Below are 17,390 nucleotides of genomic sequence, written 5' to 3'. Positions count from 1 at the left end.
CCAAAAGCGTACCCATTTCTGCGTACGCCAAATGCCCAAAGCGTACCCGTTTCTGCGTGCCTCGGCGAGCACGGGCGGGCATCGGAAAGCAGGCATAAAATGGCGCGTCGGCCACCGATGCCGATGCTCAAAAACATGTCTCCCCCTCGCCTTGCCGTTACGTCATGAAGCCCGCCCTGCTCGTCCTCAACCATCTTGAACCCGCACACCTCGCGCTCGTCGCCGAGCACTACGCCGTCCGCTATGCGCCGACTGCTGCCGAACGCGCCGCCGAAGTGGCCACGCATGGAAAGACGTTTCGCGCGGTGCTGACCCTTGGCAGCATCGGCCTGACGGCCGCCGAGATTGACGCGATGCCCGCGCTTGAACTGGTCTGCGCGATGGGTGCCGGATACGAGAACATCGACATCGCCAGATGCCGGGCGCGCGGCATTGCCGTGGGCAACGGCGCCGGCACCAACGACAGTTGCGTGGCCGACCAGGCGATGGCCCTGCTGCTGGCCACGGTACGCCGCGTGCCGTCGCTCGACCGCGCCACGCGCGACGGCATCTGGCGCACCGCGCTGCCGCTGCCGCCGCACCTGTCGGGCAAGCGCATGGGCATCATCGGGCTGGGCACGATCGGCCGCCGCATCGCACAGCGCGGGCTCGGGTTCGATCTTGAAATCGGCTATCACAACCGCCGCGCCCGGACCGACGTGCCGTTCCAGTACTTCGACAGCCTGATGTCACTGGCACAGTGGGCCGACTACCTGATCGTCGCCACACCGGGGGGGCCGGAGACGCGCCATATGGTCGGTACGCCCGTGCTGCGTGCGTTGGGGCCGGCAGGCTTTCTGGTCAATATCGCGCGCGGCAGCGTGGTCAACACGGCAGCGCTGGCGGCGGCGTTGCGTGCGGGGGAACTTGGCGGTGCCGGCCTTGACGTCTACGAAAGCGAGCCAGCGCCGCCCGTTGAACTGTTCGACTGCCCGAACGTCGTGCTGACCCCGCACATGGGCGGCTGGTCGCCCGAGGCCGTGTTCGCGTCGGTCAGCCAGTTCATCGAGAACGCGCGCCGGCACTTCGCCGGCGAGCCACTGGTAGCGCCGGTAGCCTGATCAGGCCAGCACCGGAAACACCACACGCACGCGCAGGCCCGGCGCCGCGTCTTCCAGAAAGACGTGCGCGCCGTGCGACTGCGCGATCTCGGCCACGATGGCCAGGCCAAGCCCGCTGCCGCCCGTGGGTGCATCGGGTACGCGATAGAAGCGGTCGAACACGCGCGCGCGCTCGGCTGCCGGAATACCCGGGCCGTTGTCGATCACGGCCATCTCGACGCCCGCCGCCGTATGGGCCACGCGCACGTCGATGCGCCCGCCGCGTGGAATGTAGTGCAACGCGTTGTCGACCAGATTGGTCAGCAGGATGCGCAGGGCATCGGCGTCGCCGCGTATGGTGGCCGTGGCGTTCGGTTCCGCATCGTCCATGCCAAGGTCGATATCGCGATTGATGGCGGCCTGGGACAAGGCCGCCACCACATCCGAAGCCAGCGCTCGCAGCTCAACAGGCTCGTGCGGCGGCGGCGCGGCGCCTGGCTCCTGCCGCGCCAGCGTCAGCAGTTGCGCGACGAGATGCGTCAGCCGTTCCAGCCCTTGCCGCAACTGCCCCACGGCTTCGTGGCGCGCTTCGGCGTTCGTGGCACGTTCCACAAGCTGCGCCTGCAACTGCAGCGCCGCCAGCGGCGTGCGCAGCGCGTGCGCGGCATCGGCCACGAACGCACGCTGCGTGTCGATCGCGTGCGCCAGCCGCCCCAGCAGCTGATTCAGCGCATCGGACAGCGGCGCGATCTCATCGGGCATATTACGCACGGCCAGTGGCGCAAGCGTATTGGCGTCGCGCGACTGGACCTCGCTGGCGATCTCGCGCAATGGCCGCAGGCCGCGCCCCACCGCCATCCAGACCAGCCAGCCAAGCAGCGGCAACAGCAGCAGCAGCGGCGCCACCGTGCGCAACGCCATATGTGCGGCAAGCGTGCGGCGTGCGCTCATTGGCTGGGCAATCTGGACCACGGCGGGCCCAAGCTGCACGCTGTAGATGCGCCACTCTCCCGAATCGGTCCGCGCGTTCGAGAATCCCAGTTCGGCTTGCGGCGGCAGCGCCGGATGCGAATGCGACAGATAGAGGCTGCGGCCCGAGCCATCCCAGATATGAATCACCACGTCTTCGTCGGCGTGCAGCAGTTCGGCGCCGGTTTCGCTGCCGGGGTCGAATGGCGGTGCGATCGGCGCGGAGAACTGGCTCGGCAACGCGGCGGCCAGCTGCTTCATCTGATAGTCGAACAGCGCGTTGGCTTCCTGCCGGGCCTGGCCGTAGATCAGCCCGGTGGCCACGGCAATGCCGGCGGCAAGCCCCGCGGCCAGCCACCAGAGCAGCGTACGTTGAATCGAGCGCATCAGTGCGAGGCTCCCTTGCTCTCGTCGACCACGGCATTTTCCAGTTGCGGCATCACGTAGCCGACGCCGCGAATATTGCGGATCAGCGTGGCCCCGAACTTGCGCCGCAGCGCGTGGATATAGACCTCGACGGTATTGCTGCCGACCTCGTCGTCCCAGCCGTAAAGCCGTTCCTGCAGTTGCGGCACCGACCACACCTTGCCGGGACGCGCCATCAGCGCGGACATCAGCGCAAACTCGCGGGCCGAGAGCCGCACCGGCGCGCCGGCCACCGTCGCCTCGCGCGTGGCCGGATTGAGCACGATATCGCCGTAGCGCAGCACCGGCTCCGCCCGGCCCTCCGCGCGGCGTACCAACGCGTGCATGCGCGCGGCAAGCTCCTGCAGGTCGAACGGCTTGATCAGATAGTCGTCGGCGCCCGCGTTGAGTCCCGCCACGCGGTCGGCCACGGCATCGCGCGCGGTCAGGATCAGCACCGGCGTGCGCACATTGCGCGCGCGCAGCGTCTTCAGCACATCCAGGCCGGGGCGGCGCGGCAGGCCCAGGTCGAGCAGCACAAGGTCGTAGCCGCCATCGGCACGCGGGCCGTGCTGGTCCGATGCCGCGTCCAGACCGGCGTCGCCATCGCGCACCCAGTCAACCGTAAAGCCCTCCTGGCGCAGCGCAACCTTCACGCTTTCACCAATCATGGCGTCGTCTTCCACCAGCAATACACGCATGTTCTTTCAGGATGGATGCGCCACGGTGTGGCGCGTTTCGCCCAGCCGGTCCGCCAGTGCGCGGGCCAGGCCCGGCAAGGCGGGATAGTCAGCCGTGATGACGTACACGGGCACGTCGGCCAGGAAGCTGCCCATGCGGCCCTTGGCGACGAATCGATCGGCGAACGATGACGCACGCAGCGCATCGACAAAACGCGGCACGATACCACCGCCGATATAGACGCCGCCACGCGCACCGAGCACCAGCGCAACATCGGCGGCTACCGAGCCGAGCATGCCGCAGAATGCCTCGAACGCACGGCAGCAGATTGGATCGCCAGCCCGCACGGCACCGTCTGTCACCTGCGCCGGAGACAGCGGCGTGTCCAAAAGCGTACCCATTTCTGCGGACAACGCGGCGTGGATATGCGATAGCCCCATGCCCGACAACAGCCGCTCGGCCGATACGCGTCCCAACTGGTCGTGCGCGGCCCGCCAGGCGATCCATTCATCATCGGTGGCCGGCATGATCTCGATATGGCCGCCCTCGCCCGCCAACGCCACTGCGCCGCCGCCCGGAGCGGGCACCAGGCCCGATACACCCAGCCCCGTACCGGGCCCCACAAGCGCGCGGGGCGCCGTGGCCACGGGCGTGCCGGCGCGCACCTGCACAAGCCCGGCCGCGGGCAGGTAAGGCAATGCCAGCGCCAACGATGTGAAATCGTTGATGGCCACGAGCGTATCCAGCCCTAGCGCAATGCGCATGGCTTCGATCGAAAACGCCCAGTTGTGGTTGGTCAGCTTGACGTGATCGCCCGTGATTGGATTCGCCAGACCGATGGCAGCATGGCGCGGCAGCGCATTGGCATCGAGCGTCTGCATGTACCTGCGCATCGCGGCTTCCAGCGACGGATGGTCAGCCACCTGGTACGCAGTCACCTCGCCGATCCGCATCGGTGCCGTTTCAAGGGCAAAGCGCACATTGGTGCCGCCCACGTCGGCAAGCAGCCGCGGATACGAAAGCGCCTGGCCCATCATCAGCTCACGTTCGGAAGACATCAACGCCGTGACGGTGCCGCGCCAGTACCACGCTGACGGGCAGTGACGGCGTCGGGATCTTCAGCGCCTGCTCCAGCACGGCCGCCTTCTTTTCGCCGCTGATCGCCAGGAACAGGCGATCTGCTGCCAGCAACGCAGCCAGGTTCAGCGTGATGCGTGCGTGCGGCGCCACGGACGGATGCGTAACGATATACCCCGGGGCCGGCTCGGAGAGCGCGGTCTGGAGCTCCGGCGCATCCGGAAACAATGAAGCCGTGTGGCCGTCTTCGCCCATGCCCAGCACCACCACGTCGGGCTGCTGGAAGCTCCCGTTCAGCCGCGTAACGGCGCTCTGCGGATGCGCGGCTTCGGCCTCGTCGCGAATCAATGGCGCCCACGCGGCCACGCCCGCGCCTTCGCGCAGCAGGTTGTTGCGCACCATGGCGCCGTTGCTGTCGGCGTGATCGGGCGGCACTGCGCGCTCGTCCACCAGCGTGACCGTCACCGCATCCCATCGGATCGGCCGATAGCGCAGGCGTTCGAACATCGCCTGCGGCGACTTGCCGCCGGAAACGGCCAGCACGGCCCAGCCTTTTGCCTTGATCACGAGATCGAGCGCGTGGCCGATCGAGATCGCCAGCGACTCGGCCTGGTCCATCAGCGTGGGATGTTCGAACTGGCGCATGAGCGGCTCCTTGGTCGACAACGCTTCAGACTTCCCGCCTCAGACTTCCTCGTGCCAGAGCGCGCCGTCGCGCGACATCAGCGCGGACGATGCGGCCGGCCCCCAGGTGCCGGCCGTGTACGGCTTGGGCGGCATGGTGCTCTGGTCCCAGGTTTCGAGAATCGGCTCCACCCAGCGCCAGGCCTGCACCTGCTCGTCGCGACGCACGAACAGGCCGAGCTTGCCACGAATCACGTCGAGCAGCAGACGCTCGTAGGCGCCCGCGCGGCGCATCTTGAACGAGTTGGCAAAGTCGAGATCCAGCGATGTCGGCGTCAACTCCACCGTATCGCCGGGCTGCTTGACGAGGAAATACAGGCGGATGCTTTCTTCCGGCTGAAGCTGGATCACAAGCCGGTTCTGGGGCGACAGCGTCAGCGGCTTCGGGAAGATCGCATGCGGCACATCGCGGAAATGGATCACGATCTCGGCCACGCGCGACTGCATGCGCTTCCCCGTGCGCAGGTAGAACGGCACGCCCTCCCAGCGCCAGTTGGCGATCTCGGCCTTGATGGCGGCAAAGGTCTCGGTACGGCTGTCAGGCGCGATGCCCTGCTCGTCGACATAACTCACCACCGGCTTTCCTGCCACGGCGCCCGCGCGGTACTGGCCACGTACGGTCTTCTCGGCCACGTCCTGCGGAGCGATTGGCTTGAGCGCCTTGAGAATCTTGATCTTCTCGTCGCGAATCGCGTCTTCGGAGAGGCTGGCCGGTGGCTCCATCGCCACCATGCACAGCAACTGCAGCAGGTGGTTCTGCACCATGTCGCGCAGCGCGCCAGTGCGGTCGTAGAAGTCGCCGCGCGTTTCCACGCCGAGTTCCTCGGCGATGGTGATCTGCACGTCCTGCACCCATTCACGCCGCCACAGCGGCTCGAACAGCGCGTTGGCGAAGCGGATGGCCATCAGGTTCTGGACCGATTCCTTGCCGAGGTAATGGTCGATCCGGTAGATCTGGTCCTCCCCGAACGATTTCGCCACGGCGGTGTTGATGGCCTCGGACGATTCGAGGTCGTGCCCGAGCGGCTTTTCAAGCACCACGCGCACATTGGGCGTGTTGAGGCCAGTACGCCCCAGTTGCTCGCAGATCGGAACAAAGATGTGCGGCGCGGTGGCCAGGTAGCACACCACCACTTCCGGCTTGCGCGCAAGCACCTTCTCGGCCAGCGCGTCGAAGTGCGCGGGCTGGCGCGCGTCGGCCTGGACATAGCAGATGCGTGCGAGGAACGACGTCCAGGCTTCGGGCGGCGCATGCTCCAGGCCGGGCCGCACGCTCTCCTCGAGCATTGCCTTGTACTGCTCGCTGGTTTGCGGATGACTTCCGGTGGCAAGAATGCGCGACGCCGGGTGCAGGGTACCCGTGCGATGTGCATCGAAAAGGGCTGGCAGCAGCTTGCGCCGCGCCAGGTCTCCGGTGCCGCCGAACAGCACCATGTCGAAATCGGGCAAGCTCACCCTTGGCTCCTTGCGGGGGATTGGGGCGCCCCGGCATCTACTGAGAGGCGCCGGGCGGCGCGTGGGTTCCGGCCATGTTACGTCACTCGCCCGCGATTGGGCAGGGGGATGCCGGCGCGGGCATGATTCACGCGGCACATCGGACCAGGGTGGGACCGTAGCAGGACCCGGAGCGTACCCATTTCTGCGTGACACGATCCCCGTGCCGGAACAACCCGGGGCTGCTCCGATCCCACCTGCAGAGCGCCCTGCCACGGCGCCCGGCGGCAAACCCGATGCATCCACGAATTTCGGCTACGCTGATAGCGCCCTAAGGAGACTTCCATGCCCCGTCACCCCGTTCTCGATGCGGTCACGGCCCGCATCGTGGCCCGCAGCGCCGCTACCCGCCAGGCCTATCTCGACCGCACCCGTGCCATGGCAGGGCAGAAGGTCGAGCGCGCCAACCTGTCCTGCACCAACCTTGCCCACGGCGTGGCGGCGATGCCCGACGACGCGAAGATCCGGCTCAAGGCGCACGAACAGCCGAACCTGGCCATCGTCTCGGCCTACAACGAGATGCTGTCGGCACATCAACCATTGAACGCATTTCCGCAATGGATCAAGGAGGCCGCGCAGGAAGCCGGCGGCACCGCGCAGTTCGCGGGCGGCACGCCCGCCATGTGCGATGGCGTGACGCAGGGGCAGGACGGCATGGATCTGTCGCTGTTCTCGCGCGACGTGATTGCCATGGCGACGGCGGTGGCGTTGTCGCACCAGATGTTCGATGGCGTGCTTTGCCTTGGCGTGTGCGACAAGATCGTGCCGGGCCTTGTGATGGGCGCGCTGTCGTTCGGCCATCTGCCTGCCATATTCGTACCCGGCGGGCCGATGACCACCGGCATGGGCAACGAGGAGAAGGCCCGTATCCGCCAGCTCTACGCGGAAGGCAAGATCGGGCGCGACGAACTGCTGGAGGCCGAGACGCGTTCCTATCACGGGCCCGGCACCTGCACGTTCTACGGCACGGCCAATTCGAACCAGATGCTCATGGAGATCATGGGCCTGCATCTGCCCGGCACCGCATTCATCAATCCGAATACGCCGTTGCGCGAGGCCCTGACGCGTGAATCGGCACGCCAGGCGCTGCGGCTCGTGCACGGTGGCGCGCACTACATGCCGATTGGCGAAGTGCTCGATGAACGCGCGTTCGTGAATGGCATCGTCGGGCTGCTGGCCACCGGTGGATCGACCAACCATACGCTGCACCTGATCGCCATGGCACGCGTGGCCGGCATCGTGCTGACGTGGGACGATTTCCACGAACTGTCTGCCGCCGTGCCGCTGCTGGCGCGCGTGTACCCGAACGGCAAGGCCGACGTGAACCAGTTCCAGGCGGCCGGCGGGCTGCAACTGGTGATACGCGGACTGCTGTCGCTGGGGCTGCTGCACGATGACGTCAACACGGTCGTTGGCACCGGGCTGGCCAATTACATGCGCGAGCCCGTTCTGCGCGACGGCAAGCTGAGCTGGATCGATGGCGCGGAGAAATCGTTGGACGACACCATCGTGCGCACCGCCGACAACCCGTTCGCTGCCGATGGCGGCATCAAGCTGCTGGACGGCGTGCTCGGACGCTGCGTAATCAAGACCTCGGCCGTCAAACCCGAGCATCAGGTCGTGGAAGCCCCGGCCATCGTCTTCCATCGTCAGGACGATCTGCTGGCCGCGTTCAAGCGCGGCGAACTCGAACGGGACTTCGTTGCCGTGCTGCCGTGGCAGGGCCCGTCGGCATGCGGCATGCCCGAACTGCACAAGCTCACGCCAACGCTGACGCTGCTGCAGGATCGTGGCTTTCACGTGGCGATGGTGACAGACGGCCGCATGTCGGGCGCATCGGGCAAGGTGCCGGCGGCCATCCACGTCTGCCCCGAGGCGCATTCGGGCGGCGATATCGGCAAGGTACGCACCGGAGACATCGTGCGCGTGGACGCCCCGGCGGGCGTGCTGACGGTCAAGGTCGACGAAGCGGAATGGAAGGCCCGGCCCGTGGACCAGCCCGATCTGACACGCAATCGGCATGGCGTGGGCCGCGACCTGTTCGGCGGCTTCCGCGCGCATGTGAGCACTGCCGAAACCGGCGCGTGCTCACTGTTTGCGGAGGAGCGCTGATGGGGCTGATGGGGGGCGCTGAAGGGGGGCTGCCTGGAAAAGCGTACCCGTTTCTGCGTGCGGTCCGCGTGCCATCGGCGTGCCGCTTCCGAGTGACTTATCGCGGCACTTGCGGGGCGTCTCCGCCACCGGGCACCTTCACTTCCTGCACGGGCACGGCAAGCCGGCAGCCCGCGTCCTCGAGCGTTTGCTGCAACTTCGTGAAGAAGCCGAACTGGACGCTCCAGAAGTCCGCGCTGGTCGTCCAGTAGCGCGCATTCAGCGCGACGCCACGCTCAAGGTAGCGCGTGACCATGACCTCTGGTTTCGGTTCGGGCAGCAGGCGCGGCTCCGCGGCCATCATGGCCTCAAGCGCGTCCAGCCCCGACTGGATCTTGCTGTCGAACGTGACGATGGCCTCGATGTCCATGCGGCGCGTCGAGTTCTCGCTGTAGTTCATGATGGCGCTGCCCCAGAGCTTGCCGTTCGGCACACGCAGGCATACGCCGTCAAACGTCGTCAGCTCGGTCATGAACAGCCCGGTCTCGCGGACCGTGCCCGCCACGCCTTGTGCGTCGATGTACTGGCCGACCCGAAATGGCCGCAGCAGCACCAGCATGATGCCGGCCGCGATGTTCTGTAGCGTGCCCTGCAGCGCCAGGCCAATGGCCAGGCCAGCGGCACCGAGCATGGCAATGATGCTGGCGGTCTGCACGCCAAACTGCGACAGCACCAGCACGATGGTCAGGATGCGCACCACCCACTGCGCCACGCTGGTCAGCATTGGCCGCAACGTGTCGTCGACGTAGGTGCGCCGCAGCGCCTTCGTCAGCGCCCGGCCCACGCGGCCTGACAGCCACCAGCCGGCGACCAGGATCGCCAGCGCGGCCAGCAGGTTCAGCCCCTGGCTGATTGCATATTGCGCGAGGTAGGTCCAGGCGGCTTCCAGTTTGGCGGGATCGATGAATTTCAGGTCCATCCGTCGGCTCCTTCCTTTCAGGGCAAAGTCCGTAGACCGCCACAACGGTCATGCGTTCCAGACCGTTTCCAGCCAAAAGCGTACCCATTTCTGCGTGATGCATCGCAGCACGACGCGACCCGATGAAGTGCTTATAACGTCTCTATTTGTGCCGTATCCGAGGGGAATATCTCCCCCGAAGTACGTACTCGCCCCGGCGTTATGCCATACGCAGCGCGGAATCGATTGCTGAAATGGCTGGCCGACGCAAAACCGGCACGGTCTGCCACCTGCTGCAGCGAAAGCCGGGCATCGGCCAGCAACGTGCAGGCACGCGCCAGCCGCTCGCGCATGATCCAGACATGCGCCGGCATGCCGAAAGAGACCCGGAACATCCGCGCGAAGTGGTATTCGGAAAGATCGACAAGCCGGGCCAGGTCGCCCAGCGTCGGGTTGGCGGCCGGATGCGCATGGACCCACTCCATCACGCGGCGCCGCGCGCTGGCGGACAGACCGCCGCGCCAGTCGACGGATGGCCTGCGCGTGCCATGCGACAGCAGCAGCCGTGTCACCGCCTCATGTGCCATGGCATTGCCTGCCATGCGCATATCGGGAGCCTCCCAGTCCAGCGCAACCAGCCGGCGTGTCAGCGCAACCAGCACATCGTCCTCGGCAAACAGCCGGTCCTGCAGCTGCAGCGCACGCGGCTCCATGTCCAGCACGCGCACGCAGTGCCAGGCCAGGTGTTCGGGCTGGAAATAGAGATGAAGAAAGCGCTGGGTGCCGCCAACGTGCCAGCGCGATTCATGGTCGGCAGGCAGCAGGCAGAGCCGGTCCGGCGCGCCCTTGCGGTCGGGCACATCGCGCCGGAACGTGGAAAAGCCGCCTTCGAGGTAGACCGACATCGTGTGGTGGCCAGGCCGCGCGTAGGCCGTGTCGTCGTGCCGATTGCGCCATAGCGCCAGACCAAGACCGTCGCCCAGCACGCAGGCGCGCTCGAGCGACGCACGCGATTGCGTGAGCGCGGAGAACACGGCGTTGTCGTCGAGCGGTGTCGGAGCGTGCGGCATTGGGCGACTATAGCTCGATTGCTGCTCCGCAGAAATGGGTACGCTTTTCGGTCCGCAGGGGCGCCCAGCGGCAATTCGCCCGGCCGGTCAGCCCGCCGTGACCGGGTGATCGTGAAGGCGGTCGCGCTCGGTCAGGGCCGGGAACAGCCGCATCCATGCAGCCACCACGACCAGCGTGCCGATTCCACCCAGCAGAACCGCGCCAACGGGCCCGAGCAACGCCGCGGTAACCCCGGACTCGAACTCGCCAAGCTGATTCGAAGCGCCGATGAACACAGAATTGACCGCGCCCACGCGGCCGCGCATGTCGTCGGGCGTATCAAGCTGGACCAGCGTCTGCCGCACCACCACGCTGATCATGTCCGAAGCCCCCAGCACGATAAGCGCCGCCATCGACAGCGGCAGCCACTTCGAGATGCCGAACACCATCGTCGCCGTGCCGAAGATCGCCACTGCGGTGAACATCACGCGTCCCACGCGGCGGTTCAGCGGATGCCGGGCCAGCCATAGCGCCGTGGCCAGCGCACCGATGGCGGGGGACGAACGCAGCAGGCCCAGGCCCCACGGGCCGGTGTGGAGGATGTCGCGTGCATAGATCGGCAGCAGCGCCGTGGCACCGCCGAGCAGCACCGCGAACAGGTCAAGAGACACCGCGCCCAGCAGCACCTGATGGCCGCGGATATAGGAGAACCCGGCAAACAGCGTCTTGAGGCTGGCAGGCGCGGTCATGCGCTGGGCGGCCTGGCGAAGCTTCAGCGTGGCCACGAGCACCGCGGCAATCGCAAACAGCGCGGCGCTGATCGAATAGACCACGCCGGGGCCGGCCACGTACGCGAAACCGCCCAGCGCCGGGCCGATGATGATGGCGGTCTGCCCGGCCGAACTGGACAGCGCCACGGCACGCGGCAGTTGGCGTGGCGCCACCACGCTTGGCAACAGGGCCTGCAGCGTGGGCGTTTCGAAAGCCCGGCAGCCGCCGATCGCCGCGACGAACAGGAAGATGTGCTCGCGCGTCACCCAGCCGGAGAAGCTGGCCACGGCCATCGAGATGGCGATCAGCGCCTCCAGCGCCTGGCAGGTGCGCACCACCACGCGGCGGTCGAACCGGTCCGCCACATGGCCGGACATCAGCAGCAGGATGATCGACGGCAGGAACTGCACCAGGCCGACCATGCCGAGCATGAACGGATCGCGCGTCAGGTCATACATCTGCCAGCCGACTGCCACGGTGAAGATCTGATAGCCGATGGTGGTGCATAGCCGGGCACACCAGAAATGCCGAAAGGCGGGATCGCGAAAGACGGATTGCGGCTCGACGGCCGGTTGCGCGGGGGCGGTGGACATGGGGCGTTTCGGTGCGTCGCTGGACGCCTGGGACGGGAAGCGCACGGATGCGTGCACTTGGACACAAAGCAAGCTGATGATTTTAATCGCTCCGGCATGGGAGCGCTGGCACTTTCATGTATCTATCTTGATGCATTTAAACCACACATCGGACAAAATTTCCCGTTAACAATGATTGTGAGAATCATTCGTATTTATACTCCGGGGGTCTTGTGACGTATTGCCCGCTTTCGGCGGCACTGCGCACGTTCAGGCACCTGTCACTGCCTTCCCCGGAAATTCACCGTGCTGCCAGCTTTCCGACTTACCGTTTGCGCGACCGGCGTCGCGCTGCTGACCCTCCCGCTCGCTTCCCGATCCCAGACCCCGCCGGCCAATGAGACCACGCTCAACGCCGTGACCGTGGTCGGCAACTGGCTGGAGGCGCCCAACGAAGAAAAAGTGCTTGAGCACCCTGGCGCACGGACCATCGTCGACCGGGAAGCCATCGTCGAGACGGGCGCGAACAACGTGCGCGACGTGCTGCGCCGCGTGCCAGGCGTACAGGTGCAGGACAACAACGGCACCGGCGGCAGCGATATTTCGCTGAACGTGGGCGTGCGCGGGCTGACCTCGCGACTGTCTCCGCGTTCGACCATCCTGATGGATGGCGTGCCGCTGGCCGTGGCGCCCTATGGCCAGCCGCAACTGTCGATGGCCCCCACGTCGCTGGGCAATCTCTCGGCGGTCGATGTGGTGCGTGGTGCCGGTTCGGTACGCTACGGCCCGCAGAACGTCGGCGGCATCATCAACTTCGTGACGCGCCCGATCCCGCAGACGTTCGCGGCCGATGCCTCGATCTCGACCGACATCTACAGCCACGGCGGCAATGCCAAGGCCAATCCCACCGCGTTCATTGGCGGCACCAACGACAATGGCCTGGGCGGCGCCCTGCTCTACTCGGGCGTGCATGGCAACGGCTACCGCGAGAGCAATGACAACGTCGATATCGACGATCTGATGCTCAAGGGCGCCTACCGGATCTCCAGGACCGACGAACTCTCTGCCGCCTTCCACTACTACGAGGCGCACGCCGGCATGCCGGGCGGCCTGACGCCGCAGCAGTACGCCGCCGATCCGTTCCAGTCGACGCGTCCGTTTGACGATTTCTCGGGTCGCCGCTCGGACTTCTCGCTGAAGTACGCGCACAACGACAACAACCGCAAGTTCGAAGTCCTGACGTACTACACGGACAGCTTCCGCGGCAGCACGCTGGAGCAGCCGAACGGCAGCCAGTTGCGCCTGACGAAGTCACCGCGCAACTATCACGTGTTCGCGATCGAGCCGCGCTACTCGCAGTTGTTCCGCACCGGGAGCGTCAGCAACGAAATCAGCGTCGGCTACCGCTATCTGCGCGAAGCCAGCTCCGAGCGTGCGACACGTACCGCGCTATACACGCCGGGCAGCGTGTACGCGCCCGATCTGCCAGCCAGCCTGTATCAGTCCAGCGACGGCGGCACCACGGCCAACGCGGTCTACATCGACGACACGATCAACTGGGGCAAATGGACCATCACGCCCGGCCTGCGCTACGAGTTCATCCGTTCGAACATCACGGACAACGTCACCGGCAAGCGCACCGACAATTCGGCAGACGAGCCGTTGCCGTCGATCTCGGTGATGTACCACATCACCGACAACTGGACCGCCTTCGCCAATGCGGGCGTTTCGTTCGGGCCGGTCCAGTATTTTCAGATCAACCGCACCACCAACGGCCTGACGCCGGAGCAGGCCAAGACCTACGAGATCGGCACGCATTTCAATGACGTGAACGGTTGGGGCGGAGAACTGACGCTGTTCAACATCAACTTCGACGATGAACTGCAGTTGCGCGCCGGCCGCAACGGCTCGCAGGATGCATGGACGAACCTCGGCGCGACGACACATCGCGGCATTGAATCGGGCCTGCGCTTTGACTTCGGCTCGCTGTCGAAGACATTGGCCGGCCTGACTGCCTACGCCACCTACACGTTCACGGACGCCACCTACCAGCAGGGCGCGTTTGCCGGACGTGACCTGCCCTTCTACTCGCGTCATGTGGCCACGCTGGGCATGCGCTATGCGCGGGATCGCTGGTCGGTGAACGTGGATGGCTTCGCGCAATCGAAGCAACACTCGCCGGGCGACCCCGCCGGTGACAACCCGGTCTACCAGACGCAGCAATCAGCCGATGGCTCGCTGGGCGACATCCCCGGCTACGCGCTGCTGAACATGCGCATGGGCTATGACTTCGGCAAGGCCGCGCAGAACCTGAAGCTGGCGGTCGGCATCAAGAACGTGTTCGATCGCCGCTACTTCACACGCTCCACCGACAACAACCGTGGGATGTACGTGGGCATGCCGCGCACGTTCTATATCCAGGCGTCGCTGGCGTATTGACGAGATACCTTTGCCAATGAAAATGGCCCGCACATCGCGGGCCATTTTCATTACCGGGCAAAAAACCGATCAGACGATCTCGCGCGTTTCCAGGAACCTGATGTTCGGGAAGCGTTCCTGCGTCAGGCGCAGGTTGACCATGCTGGGCGCCAGGTAGACGTGATCGCCAGCACCGTCGAGCGCCACGTTGTGGCCGTTCTTGTCGATCAGCTTCTCGATCTCGGCCGGGTCGCCCTTGAGCCAGCGGGCCGTGGCGCATTCGTGCGATTCGAAGATCGCGTCCACGCCGTATTCGTGCTCAAGCCGGTGGGCCACCACGTCGAACTGCAGCATGCCCACCGCGCCGAGCACGAGGTCGTTCGACATCAGCGGCCGGAACATCTGCGTGGCGCCTTCCTCGGCAAGCTGCTGCAAACCCTTCTGCAGTTGCTTGACCTTGAGAGGGTTGTTCAGGCGCGCGCGGCGGAAGAACTCGGGCGCGAACGACGGAATGCCGGTGAAGCGCAGCGGTTCGCCTTCGGTGAACACGTCGCCCAGGCGGATCGTGCCGTGGTTCGGCACGCCGATGATGTCGCCCGCGAAGGCTTCCTCGGTCGTGTTGCGGTCCTGCGCCATAAACGTGATGGCGTTGTTGATCGCCACGGTCTTGCCCTGCGACACGTGCAGCAGCTTCATGCCGCGATCGAAGCGGCCCGAGCAGACGCGCACGAACGCAATGCGGTCACGATGGCGCGGGTCCATGTTCGCCTGGATCTTGAACACGAAGCCCGTGAACTTGCCTTCCTGCGGCTCCACGGTGCGCGATTCGGACTGGCGCGCCAGCGGCGGCGGCGACAGTTCGCACAGCGCATTGAGCAGCGACTGCACGCCGAAGTTGTTGATGGCCGAGCCGAAGTAGACCGGCGACTGCTTGCCGGCAAGGAATGCTTCCTTGTCGAACGTGTGCGACGCACCGCGCACAAGCTCCACCTCGATGCGCAGTTCCTCGGCCTGCGAACCCAGCAGACGGTCGAGTTCGGGATTGTCGATGCCATCGATGATCGCCGACGTGCCCTTTTCGCCCTTGGGGTCGAAAAGCTGCACCTTGTCGTCAATGAGGTGATACACGCCGCGGAACGCCTTGCCCATGCCGATCGGCCAGGTCATTGGCGCGCACTGGATCTGCAGCACGTCCTCGATCTCGTCGAGCAGTTCGATCGGCGAGCGGCCTTCGCGGTCCAGCTTGTTGATGAACGTGAGGATCGGCGTGGCGCGCAGGCGGCAGACGTTGAGCAGCTTGATCGTCTGCGCCTCCACGCCGTTGACCGAGTCGATCACCATCACGGCCGAGTCAACCGCGGTCAGCGTGCGATACGTGTCTTCGGAGAAATCCTCGTGGCCCGGGGTGTCGAGCAGGTTCACGATGTTCTCGGGCAGGTCCGCGCGCGGCTGATACGGGAACTGCATCACCGACGACGTCACCGAGATGCCGCGCTGCTTTTCCAGCTCCATCCAGTCGGACGTGGCGTGGCGGTCGGCCTTGCGCGCGCGCACCTCGCCGGCCACCTGGATCGCGCCGCCGAACCAGAGCAGCTTCTCGGTCAGTGTGGTCTTACCCGCGTCCGGGTGGGAGATGATGGCAAACGTGCGCCGACGCGCAATTTCGGAAATGAGCGAACTCACGGCTGGTGGAACCTGGCAGGTGAAATCTGGTGGTGGCAAAGGCCCCGGCGGCGCGTGGCGCCTGGGCGCGGCTGGCCCGGGGGGCGGACAGGGGCGCTATTTTACCGGTTCGCGCTCCCGTGCGGGATCGTGACCGCGCAGACTGCCGAATTGCAGCGCGTACTGGCGCGTCAGTTCGGCGCCGAAGAAGAAGATTTGTGCCGAATAATAGATCCACAACATCAGCGCCACGACCGAACCCGCGGCCCCGTACGACGACGCCACGGCGCTGTTTCCAAGGTACAGGCCGATCAGGCGCTTGCCCACGGCAAACAGCAGGGCCGTGATGATCGCCCCCATCGTCACATCGCGCCATGCAATGCGCGCGTTGGGCAGCATCTTGAAGATCACTGCGAACAGCGCCGTGACCACGGCAAACGAAAAGAGCGTTGAAAGGCCTTCGGCCACTGGCGCGAACCATGAGGCCGTCCAGAGCTGCCCCCAGAAACGGTCGACCACTGCGAGTGCGGCGTTCACGATCAGCGACACCAGCAGCATGAACGCCAGCACCAGCACGATGCTGAACGACAGCAGCCGCGCGCGCAGCAACTGCATCCACCCGGCACCGGCCGGCGGCGGCGCATGCCAGATATCGTCCAGGCTGCTCTTGAGTTCTGCAAACGCGCTGGTGGCGCCGACAAACAGAATGCCCGAGGCAATCACTGTTGCCACGCCACTGCCGCCCGCGCGATGCGTGGCAGCCAGGATGCCCTCGATCGCCGCGGCGCCCTTGGCGCCGACGAGGTCCTGTATCTGCTCGAAGATCTCACCACGTGCGGCTTCCGCCCCGAAGAACAGCCCGGCGATGGAAATCACCAGCACCAGGATCGGCGCGAGCGAGAACAGCATGTAGAACGAAAGTGCCGCCCCCTTGCTGGCGGCGCGATGCTCGATCCATGCCTTGAGCGCGCCCGACAAGACGCGCACGGTGCGACCACCCGTGTGCCGGTCTGGAAGCCAACGCCGGGCTCCACGTTGCGGGGAGATCGGCTGGGAATCTTCCGGGACATGTTCAGGAGGCATGCCGTTCGTCCTTGGTGCTGGGTCGCCAAGCATAAGCGGAGAATGCGCCACGCGATAGCGCGGAACGGTGCGGTGAGGCGGTGCACGTCTCCATCGCCCGGCATCCGGCGCGTGTGTTCATCATAGTGCGCGCGGGCAAGCGCCGCCGGGACGACCTGCTAGAGTAGATCAAGGCACACCAGCCGGCTGGGTTGTCGACACGCCGGGATATCAGGAGGCTATCGTGATTCGCACCATGTCCGGCCGGTATCGTCTTGTGCGCAGCATCGGCCTGATGTTCTGCATGATGTTCGGCCTGGGCGTCCTTACCGGCTGCGACCGCAGCCAGGCGCCAGGCCCCGGCCCCAAACCGATCTCCAGCAAATCGCAGCCTGCCAACGCCAACGCCGGTACCGG

General features: G+C 65.9%; 13 protein-coding genes. 3 read left to right on the top strand and 10 right to left on the bottom strand.

The features are described 5' to 3' along the window. Window positions 1-164 precede the first annotated feature (164 nt). Window positions 165-1,100, top strand: a complete 936-nt coding sequence (locus B552_RS0124615; protein WP_019451723.1) for a 2-hydroxyacid dehydrogenase — start codon at window positions 165-167, stop codon at window positions 1,098-1,100. Here the strand turns inward: B552_RS0124615 and B552_RS0124610 are convergent, their stop codons facing one another. From B552_RS0124610 to zwf, 5 genes are read right to left on the bottom strand one after another with little or no spacing between them, the layout of a single operon-like run. Continuing rightward, the gene (locus B552_RS0124610) at window positions 1,101-2,435 is read right to left on the bottom strand and encodes an ATP-binding protein (protein WP_019451722.1); all 1,335 of its coding nucleotides are present in this window, start codon (window positions 2,433-2,435) and stop codon (window positions 1,101-1,103) included. It abuts the gene before it with no gap. After that, window positions 2,435-3,154, bottom strand: a complete 720-nt coding sequence (locus B552_RS0124605; RefSeq protein ID WP_019451721.1) for a response regulator transcription factor — start codon at window positions 3,152-3,154, stop codon at window positions 2,435-2,437. The genes B552_RS0124610 and B552_RS0124605 overlap by 1 nt, the downstream gene beginning before the upstream one ends. A gap of 6 nt (window positions 3,155-3,160) precedes the next feature. Then, window positions 3,161-4,171 (bottom strand): glucokinase, encoded by a 1,011-nt coding sequence (locus tag B552_RS0124600; RefSeq protein ID WP_026036020.1) that lies wholly within the window; start codon window positions 4,169-4,171, stop codon window positions 3,161-3,163. Between the two features lie 4 nt (window positions 4,172-4,175). Then, window positions 4,176-4,856 (bottom strand): 6-phosphogluconolactonase, encoded by a 681-nt coding sequence (gene pgl / locus B552_RS0124595; RefSeq protein WP_019451719.1) that lies wholly within the window; start codon window positions 4,854-4,856, stop codon window positions 4,176-4,178. A 39-nt stretch (window positions 4,857-4,895) separates the two neighbouring features. Further along, window positions 4,896-6,344 (bottom strand): glucose-6-phosphate dehydrogenase, encoded by a 1,449-nt coding sequence (zwf, locus tag B552_RS0124590; RefSeq protein WP_026036019.1) that lies wholly within the window; start codon window positions 6,342-6,344, stop codon window positions 4,896-4,898. 330 nt (window positions 6,345-6,674) lie between these two features. Here zwf and edd point away from each other — a divergent pair, with 330 nt between their 5' ends. Next, the gene (gene edd / locus B552_RS0124585) at window positions 6,675-8,501 is read left to right on the top strand and encodes a phosphogluconate dehydratase (protein ID WP_019451717.1); all 1,827 of its coding nucleotides are present in this window, start codon (window positions 6,675-6,677) and stop codon (window positions 8,499-8,501) included. 97 nt (window positions 8,502-8,598) lie between these two features. Here the strand turns inward: edd and B552_RS0124580 are convergent, their stop codons facing one another. The 3 genes from B552_RS0124580 to B552_RS0124570 form a co-directional block, all read right to left on the bottom strand. Continuing rightward, complete coding sequence (locus B552_RS0124580; protein WP_019451716.1) at window positions 8,599-9,459, bottom strand: mechanosensitive ion channel domain-containing protein; 861 nt, start codon at window positions 9,457-9,459, stop codon at window positions 8,599-8,601. Between the two features lie 131 nt (window positions 9,460-9,590). Continuing rightward, window positions 9,591-10,508: an AraC family transcriptional regulator gene (locus B552_RS27870; protein WP_019451715.1), complete on the bottom strand. Its 918-nt coding sequence runs from the start codon at window positions 10,506-10,508 to the stop codon at window positions 9,591-9,593. An 87-nt stretch (window positions 10,509-10,595) separates the two neighbouring features. After that, on the bottom strand, window positions 10,596-11,852 hold the full coding sequence (locus tag B552_RS0124570; RefSeq protein ID WP_019451714.1) for an MFS transporter: 1,257 nt from the start codon (window positions 11,850-11,852) through the stop codon (window positions 10,596-10,598). Window positions 11,853-12,137: 285 nt separating this feature from the next. Here B552_RS0124570 and B552_RS0124565 point away from each other — a divergent pair, with 285 nt between their 5' ends. Then, complete coding sequence (locus B552_RS0124565; protein WP_019451713.1) at window positions 12,138-14,270, top strand: TonB-dependent siderophore receptor; 2,133 nt, start codon at window positions 12,138-12,140, stop codon at window positions 14,268-14,270. Between the two features lie 69 nt (window positions 14,271-14,339). Here the strand turns inward: B552_RS0124565 and B552_RS0124560 are convergent, their stop codons facing one another. Beyond that, the gene (locus B552_RS0124560; protein WP_019451712.1) at window positions 14,340-15,932 is read right to left on the bottom strand and encodes a peptide chain release factor 3; all 1,593 of its coding nucleotides are present in this window, start codon (window positions 15,930-15,932) and stop codon (window positions 14,340-14,342) included. 96 nt (window positions 15,933-16,028) lie between these two features. After that, the gene (locus B552_RS0124555) at window positions 16,029-16,994 is read right to left on the bottom strand and encodes a YihY/virulence factor BrkB family protein (RefSeq protein WP_026036018.1); all 966 of its coding nucleotides are present in this window, start codon (window positions 16,992-16,994) and stop codon (window positions 16,029-16,031) included. Window positions 16,995-17,390: the final 396 nt, after the last annotated feature.

It is taken from the genome of Cupriavidus sp. BIS7, from assembly GCF_000292345.1.
In the GTDB taxonomy this organism is placed as follows: Bacteria; Pseudomonadota; Gammaproteobacteria; order Burkholderiales; family Burkholderiaceae; genus Cupriavidus.
This window is presented reverse-complemented; position numbering and strand designations above follow the sequence as displayed.